Below are 7,508 nucleotides of genomic sequence, written 5' to 3'. Positions count from 1 at the left end.
GGTGGAACGGAATGTCGTGGTTGACCACCACCTTCTGGTATTCGAAGTGGTTGGACACCACGCCGACGATATCGATCGGCAGCGCGCCGATCTTCCAGCGATAGAGCAGGTCGTTGAGACAATGGCCGAAGCGCGACACCATCAACAGCACCTTCATGCGCTTGGTAGCATCGTGGATTTCGCAATCCATCGCGAATTTGGCAGCGACCGGCTTGAAGCCCTCGACCAGCGCTTCTGCGCCTGCACCCTCCTCGGAGATGAAGCTGACGCGCATGAAGAACTTGCCGGTGTCGAGATCGTCGAACTGCGAGCTGTCGACGATGTTGCAACCCTGGTCGGCAAGATAGTTCGCAATGGCCGCGACAATCCCGCGCGTCGATTTGCAGGATACTGTCAGAACGTAGCTCTTCATGTCTCTTCCCTCTGTCGCAGGCATTGATCAGGCCTGCCTTAATTGAAACGGGATGCCCCGGATAGATCGGCAGGCCCTCATCTCTGCAACAATCCGTCCGGGCAACCTGTCAATTTCCCGCACGGCCGCACAGCGGCGCCTCTCCAGCCAATCTACGGCAGGCAGCGGGAAAGTCCGTTCCCGTTGCGTCTTCCAGACGCGCATCCCCGCCGTGTCGGCAAGCATGGCAGCAGTGACGCGCAGCAGGCGACCGGCCCGCTGCGCTTGTTCCGGCGCCGGCTCAGATGTCCAGCGTCGTGTCGCGCTCCCACTGGGTAAAATGCGACGCGTAGGTGTTCCATTCCACCTGCTTCAGCTTGATATAGGCGCTGGAGAACGCCAGCCCCATGGCTTGTTTCAGACCTTCATCCTTGTCGTATTCGCGCAGCGCGTCCAAAAGATTGAGCGGCAGACGTGGCGCGTCCGTCACCAGATGCCCTTCGGCATACATGTCTATGTCGTAGTGACGGCCGGGATCGGCCTTTGTGTTCAATCCGTCGAGGCCTGCAGCGATGATGATCGCCTGCAGAAGGTAAGGGTTCACTGCTCCATCAGGCAGGCGCAGCTCGAAGCGGCCAGGCCCCGGAACGCGAACCATGTGCGTCCGGTTGTTGCCGGCCCAGGTCACGGTGTTCGGAGACCAGGTCGCGCCTGAAATCGTGCGCGGCGCGTTGATGCGCTTGTACGAGTTGACGGTTGGATTGGTAATGGCGGCAAGTGCGGAAGCGTGTTTCATGATGCCGCCGAGAAAATTCCGGCCCTCTGCCGAAAGTCCGAAGTCCATCGCCTTGTCGGCAAAGACGTTGGTCTCGCCCGCCTTGTCCCAGACCGAGATGTGGCAGTGGCAGCCGTTGCCGGTCAGGCCCTTGAAGGGCTTCGGCATGAAAGTGGCGCGAAGGCCGTGCTTCTCGGCGACGGATTTGACCATGAACTTGAAGAAAGAGTGCTTGTCCGCAGTCTTCAGCGCGTCATCGAATTCCCAGTTCATCTCGAACTGGCCGTTGGCGTCCTCATGGTCGTTCTGGTACGGGCCCCAGCCGAGCTCGAGCATGTAGTCGCAAATCTCGGCGATGACGTCGTAGCGGCGCATGATCGCCTGCTGGTCGTAGCATGGCTTGTCGGCCGTATCGTATTTGTCGGAGATCGTCTCGCCGTCTGCTGTGATGAGGAAGAATTCGGCTTCGACGCCGGTCTTCACGTGCTTGCCTAGCGCCTCGGCTTGGCCGATCAGCTTTTTGAGCACGTTGCGCGGCGCCTGCTCGACAAGCTTGCCCTCCATGACGCAGTCGGCAGCGACCCAGGCGACGTCCCGTTTCCAGGGAAGCTGGATGACCGACGAGGCATCCGGAACTGCGAACAGATCAGGATGGGCAGGCGACATGTCGAGCCATGTGGCAAAGCCGGCAAAGCCAGCACCCTCGGCCTGCATCCCGGCGATCGCCTGCGCCGGTACGAGCTTGGCACGCTGTCCACCGAAAAGATCGGTATAGCTGATCATGAAATACTTGATGCCTTTTTCCTTGGCAAAGGCAGCGAGATCCAGTGTCATTCTTGTTCCCCTTTGGATTTATTAGACACTTGTTCGAAATTAGGTGTTGGCGGGCGCTACCGAGAAGCGCTTTGGAGGCCCGTCAATAAGAAAACCCCTCCCCAACCCTCCCCACAAGGGGGAGGGGGCTAATGTGCCGCACCGTCTGCATCAATTGTTTTGCCCGGATGCTTGCGACGGGCAACTCCCTCCCCCTTGTGGGGAGGGTTGGGGAGGGGCCTTTCTTCAAGAGAGCCTGAAAATCCATTCGTCTCAATACCCGCCCTTGCCCGGAATCCAGTTCGTTCCAGCGAGCGGAACCTGCGCCATGGCGGAGGCTTCGATCGTTAGTGCGCAGAGGTCTTCCGGCTCGAGATTGTGGACATGGTTCTTGCCGCAGGCTCGCGCGATCGTCTGCGCTTCCAGCGTCATCACCTTGAGATAGTTGGCAAGACGCCGACCGGCCGCAACGGGATCGACGCGCTTCATCAACTCGGGATCCTGGGTGGTGATGCCGGCCGGGTCCTTGCCCTCGTGCCAGTCGTCATAGGCCTCCGCGGTCGTCCCGAGCGCCTCGTATTCGGCCGCCCAGTGCGGGTCGTTCTCACCGATTGCAATCAGGGCAGCAGTGCCGATCGAAACGGCATCGGCACCAAGAGCCAGCGCCTTTGCAACGTCCGCGCCATTGCGGATGCCGCCGGAGATGATCAGCTGCACCTTTCGATGCATACCGAGGTCCTGCAGCGCCTGAACGGCGGGACGGATGCAGGCGAGCGTCGGCATGCCGACATTCTCGATGAACACCTCCTGCGTCGCCGCGGTGCCCCCTTGCATGCCATCGAGCACGACAACGTCGGCACCTGCCTTGACTGCAAGCGCGGTGTCGTAATAGGGCCGCGCGCCGCCGACCTTCACATAGATCGGCTTTTCCCAATTGGTGATCTCGCGCAGTTCCATGATCTTGATTTCCAGATCGTCCGGCCCCGTCCAGTCGGGATGACGCGACGCCGAGCGCTGGTCGATACCCTTCGGCAGGGTACGCATTTCTGCGACACGGTCGGAAATCTTCTGGCCGAGCAGCATGCCGCCGCCGCCGGGCTTGGCGCCCTGGCCGATGACGATCTCGATCGCGTCGGCGCGGCGCAAATCCTTGGGGTTCATGCCATAGCGCGATGGCAGGTACTGATAGACGAGGATCTGCGAGTGCCCGCGCTCTTCCTCCGTCATCCCGCCGTCTCCCGTCGTCGTCGAGGTACCGGCGATGGTGGCGCCACGACCAAGTGCCTCCTTGGCCGGCCCGGACAACGAGCCGAAGCTCATGCCGGCGATGGTGATCGGGATCTTGAGTTCGATCGGCTTCTTGGCAAAGCGGCTGCCGAGAACGACATTGGTGTCGCACTTCTCGCGATAGCCTTCGAGCGGGTAGCGGGAGATCGAAGCGCCGAGAAACAGCAGGTCGTCGAAATGTGGAAGCTTGCGCTTGGCCCCGGCACCGCGGATGTCATAGATGCCGGTCGCGGCGGCGCGACGGATTTCCGACATCGTGTATTCGTCGAAGGTGGCCGAAGGACGAGGCTTCGTGGGAGGGTTCTGGTAGCTCATGACGGACCTCGATCTAATCAATTATTGAAGCGCACAACGGCGGAAAAAAAGCAGTTCAGCTTTTCGGTCTAAGCTCAATACGCGTCGGCATTGTCGACGTGGAAGGTATAGAGCTTGCGAGCCGAGCCGTAGCGGCTGAATTCTTCCGGCCTGACGTCGGTGACACCGGCCTTCTCGAGCAGGTCGGCGACGATCTTCAAATGCTTCGGCTTCATCTCCTTGGCAATGCAGTCCGCGCCGAGGCTCTTCACCTTGCCGCGGACGAATATCCTGGCCTCGTAGAGCGAGTCGCCCAGCGCATCCCCGGCATCGCCGAGAACCACTAAATTGCCGGCCTGTGCCATGAAGGCGGACATGTGCCCGATATTGCCGCGCACAACGATGTCGACGCCTTTCATCGAGATGCCGCAGCGTGACGAGGCGTTGCCCTCGATCACCAGCAGCCCGCCGCATGCGGTCGCGCCGGCATACTGGCTGGCATCGCCCTTCACGACGATTGTCCCCGACATCATGTTTTCGCCGACACCAGGGCCGGCGGAACCGTGGATGGTGATGGTCGCATCCTCATTCATGCCGCCGCAATAATAGCCGACATTGCCCTGGACATCGATCGTGATCGGCGCATGGACGCCAGCGGCCACCGCATGGCTGCCGCGTGGGTTGACGATGTCATAATGGAGGTCGTTCGCGCCCTGCGCGACGTCGTGCAGGGTCTGGTTGATATCGCGGAGCGGGGTGATCGCAAGATCGAAGATGGGCATGAAGATGTCCTGAAATTGAAATCTCGGAAATGACGGCGGCAAAAGGCGGAAGGGCCGCTCAATGCTCCCAGAAGTAGACGGTGGCTGGTTCGGGCTCCCAGACGCGCGCGGTATCTATTCCCGGCAGATTGACGAGCGCTCGATACTCCGAGCCGAAAGCGACATAGCGGTCGGTCTCCGCCATGATCGCCGGCTTGCAGGCGATCGCGTCGCGCACCACGCCGAAGCCGGATTTCGTCCCGACGACGAAGGTGAAGAAGCCGTCGAGATCGTCGACAGCGCCCTCGAGCGCTTCGCCGAGATTCTTGCCCTTGGCCATCTCAGCAGTCAGATAGGCGGCAGCAACCTCGGAGTCGTTTTCCGTCTCGAAGCGCATGCCCTGATGCTTCAGCTCGCGGCGCAGATTATTGTGATTCGACAGCGAGCCGTTATGCACGAGGCATTGGTCGGAACCGGTGGAGAAAGGGTGCGCGCCAAGTGTCGTAACCGCGGATTCGGTTGCCATGCGGGTATGGCCGATGCCGTGCGTGCCCGACATCGACGCCACGGCAAAGCGCGACACGACATCTTTGGGCAGGCCGGTTTCCTTGTAGATCTCGATAGTGTCGCCGCTGCTCATGACACGGATGTCGGGGCGCAGTTCCGACAGCGCCGCGCGACCGGCTTCCAGTTTGTCTTTCGGCAGGGAGATGACGGCATGCGTGCTCTTGATTTCGATTGTCACCCCTGTACCCAGCGCTCGTTCCAGCTCGACCTCGAGACCCGCAAAATCCTTGGCCGGCGTCGCGGATTGCACCGTGATCTTGGCTTCCCTGTCGTCGGCCGCGCCGTAAATCGCGATGCCGGCGGAATCGGGACCGCGATCCGTCATTGTCACCAGCATGGTTGAAAGCAGCGCGCCCAACTGCGGCTCCAAGCTCTTGTCCTTGAGGAACAAACCCACAATTCCGCACATGATGGCAATCTCCGATGAATGTGTAAAAAATGCCTAGCAAGAATCTTTGTCGACTTCAACTGGTAAGAAATTAAATTTCCTTGGGAGAAAGATTAATCCTCCTTAGTGCTTGCCGATCAGCTTGCCTTGCGCGTCATCCGCGGCGGTCCGCCATAGGTCTCGCGATAGCGCCGCGCAAAATGCCCAGGGTTGGAAAAACCGCAGGCAAAGGCGATTTCGGAAACGGAAAGGCTGCTCTGTTGAAGCAGTTTGCGGGCATGAGCCAGACGGATCCGGCGATACTCGGCCAGAAAAGTCGAATTGAGCTGGGTGGCGAACAAGCGGTCGAGATGGCGCGGCGTCACGCGCGCAAAGACTGCCATGGCTTTCCGGTCGAGCGGCGATTCGATCGTCGTCTCCATCTTCTCGATGACCGCCAGCAGGATCGGATGGTGTGTGCCGTGGCGCTCGGCTTCGGAGGCTCTCTGGGGTTCTGCGGCTGTGCTCACATGCCGGTGCAGGTACCAGTCGCTGACGCGACGCGCAAAGTCCGAACCCATCCGGGCGGAAATGATCGCGTGCATCATATCCAGTGGCGCGACGCCGCCGCCGCAGGTCAACCGCTTGCCGTCGATGATGTAGCGCGCCTGCTCCGGCGTCATGCCGGGAAAATCCTCGATGAGGGCAGGGGCGTGCTCCCAGTGGATAGTGAAGCGCTCGCCGGACATCAGGCCGGCCGCAGCCAGCAGATAAGGGCCTCCGGAAATCCCGCCGATGCGGACGCCGTCGCGATCGAGCGCGCGCAGCGTCGCGTAGACGCTCGGCCAGTTCCATTCGTCAGGATGCCCGCCGGCAACGACGAAGACCGTATGCAATCGCTCGCCCCGCCCGGGTAGAGGCTCGGCTGGAACCTGCACGCCATTCGAGGCAGTGACGAAGGTCCCCTGCGGCGAGAAGACACGAAAGCGGTAAATCTCGCGACCGGCAAGCAGGTTGGCCGCCCGCAAAGGCTCGACGGCCGAGGCGTAGCACATCAATGCAAAGCCTGGGATGAGGATGAAGCCGATATCCTGGACGTTGCTGTTGTCGCTTTCCCGCATCATGCCTCTCTTTGATGTCGGCCATGATGGGGATTTATCGGTCTCCTGCCAAGGGGCGTCAGGCGACGGCCAGTTTCTTCTTTTTCCATCGTCCCGGGCTCGTCATTTCGTGAACGGCAGCTCCGCCGATCGATGAGAGCAGCAGGCATAGAGCGATGAAAATCGGACCTTGCAGGAGAATGTCGATCTTGAGGGCATTGCAGAGGATGCGAAGGAAGGCCAGCGTAAAGGCATGGGTGATGTAGATGCTGTAGGAGGCGTCGCCGAGGTAGTTCAGCCATCCGATCGTCGGCAGCCTTGAAAAATCGATCGAGACCGCCGCATAGACGATCACCAAAGCCGGAATACCCCACATGTAGGACCGCATGCTGCCGTCGCAAAGTGCTTCGTTGACCAGAAGGAACGCAAATCCAAGCGCAACGGCAGGCCACGCGACTGACTGCGGCAACAGGATTTTTTCGCTGTAAAGCTTGGCAAGGACCACGCCGCCGAGGAATTCGAAAATGATCGGATCGCCATAGAAAGTCGTGACTGTCGTGACTAGTGGGAGCAGATGGCAGGCAATGACGATGGCAGCCATCGCACCGAACAAGGCGTAGAGCCGCCATCTCTCGCGAACGAGCAGCAGCAGCCCGAAGACCAGATAGAAGAACATCTCGTAGTTCAGCGTCCAGCCGGGAATGACGACTGGAGCAATGAGCGTCGGATCGGCGGGGTTGCGCCATGGAATGAACAGCAGCGAGGCCAAAAGATGCGGTATGTTGAAGATCGTCGTCTTCAGGACCGATGGCGCAACGAGCGCAACAGCGGCAGAAAACAATGTCGCCATCCAGTACAGCGGTACGATGCGCTTGATGCGCCGGCGATAGAATTCAATCGGAGAGATCGATCGGCCCGCCGTCGTCAGCCACATGACGAAGCCGCTGAGAACGAAAAACACGTCGACGCCGGTCTCGCCGAACAGGTGAAATTCCAAATCGAAACCGGGGTCAATCTTCGCGACCTGAAGAACCGAATGAAAATAGACCACCAGCAAGGCGGCAATCGCGCGCAAATATTGAAGCTGGACGAGCATTGAACGCTGTTACACCTCGTGAGGTCCGGCGCCAACCTTAATAGACAGGTGTCTCGG

7 protein-coding genes are annotated in these 7,508 nt (G+C 60.1%); all 7 read right to left on the bottom strand.

The genetic code is table 11. The features are described 5' to 3' along the window. A partial coding sequence (locus CPY51_RS19755; RefSeq protein ID WP_146260146.1) for an ACT domain-containing protein occupies nucleotides 1-412 on the bottom strand: 412 nt, incomplete at its 3' end. 280 nt (nucleotides 413-692) lie between these two features. Continuing rightward, entirely contained in the window at nucleotides 693-2,000 is a 1,308-nt protein-coding gene (glnT, locus tag CPY51_RS19750; protein WP_111161921.1) for a type III glutamate--ammonia ligase, read from the bottom strand. Nucleotides 2,001-2,252: 252 nt separating this feature from the next. Continuing rightward, entirely contained in the window at nucleotides 2,253-3,581 is a 1,329-nt protein-coding gene (locus tag CPY51_RS19745) for an FMN-binding glutamate synthase family protein (RefSeq protein ID WP_111161920.1), read from the bottom strand. Between the two features lie 74 nt (nucleotides 3,582-3,655). Beyond that, nucleotides 3,656-4,342 carry a GltB/FmdC/FwdC-like GXGXG domain-containing protein gene (locus CPY51_RS19740; protein ID WP_111161959.1) on the bottom strand — a complete coding sequence of 229 codons (687 nt, stop codon included), beginning with the start codon at nucleotides 4,340-4,342 and terminating at the stop codon, nucleotides 3,656-3,658. Between the two features lie 58 nt (nucleotides 4,343-4,400). Continuing rightward, complete coding sequence (locus CPY51_RS19735) at nucleotides 4,401-5,297, bottom strand: class II glutamine amidotransferase (protein WP_111161919.1); 897 nt, start codon at nucleotides 5,295-5,297, stop codon at nucleotides 4,401-4,403. Nucleotides 5,298-5,413: 116 nt separating this feature from the next. Continuing rightward, nucleotides 5,414-6,376 (bottom strand): GlxA family transcriptional regulator, encoded by a 963-nt coding sequence (locus CPY51_RS19730; RefSeq protein ID WP_111161958.1) that lies wholly within the window; start codon nucleotides 6,374-6,376, stop codon nucleotides 5,414-5,416. A 58-nt stretch (nucleotides 6,377-6,434) separates the two neighbouring features. Then, a complete protein-coding gene (locus CPY51_RS19725; RefSeq protein WP_111161918.1) occupies nucleotides 6,435-7,451 on the bottom strand; it encodes an acyltransferase family protein in 1,017 nt (338 codons plus the stop codon). Nucleotides 7,452-7,508: the final 57 nt, after the last annotated feature.

This window comes from Arminella tubonensis (assembly GCF_003240585.1).
Taxonomy (GTDB): domain Bacteria; phylum Pseudomonadota; class Alphaproteobacteria; order Rhizobiales; family Rhizobiaceae; genus Rhizobium; species Rhizobium tubonense.
This window is presented reverse-complemented; position numbering and strand designations above follow the sequence as displayed.

Excerpts from the sequence above, each read along its gene's own strand:
- glnT (WP_111161921.1), bottom strand. The coding sequence starts at position 2,000 with ATGACACTGGATCTCGCTGCCTTTGCCAAGGAAAAAGGCATCAAGTAT.
- CPY51_RS19745 (WP_111161920.1), bottom strand. The coding sequence starts at position 3,581 with ATGAGCTACCAGAACCCTCCCACGAAGCCTCGTCCTTCGGCCACCTTC.
- CPY51_RS19735 (WP_111161919.1), bottom strand. The coding sequence starts at position 5,297 with ATGTGCGGAATTGTGGGTTTGTTCCTCAAGGACAAGAGCTTGGAGCCG.
- CPY51_RS19730 (WP_111161958.1), bottom strand. The coding sequence starts at position 6,376 with ATGCGGGAAAGCGACAACAGCAACGTCCAGGATATCGGCTTCATCCTC.
- CPY51_RS19740 (WP_111161959.1), bottom strand. The coding sequence starts at position 4,342 with ATGCCCATCTTCGATCTTGCGATCACCCCGCTCCGCGATATCAACCAG.
- CPY51_RS19725 (WP_111161918.1), bottom strand. The coding sequence starts at position 7,451 with ATGCTCGTCCAGCTTCAATATTTGCGCGCGATTGCCGCCTTGCTGGTG.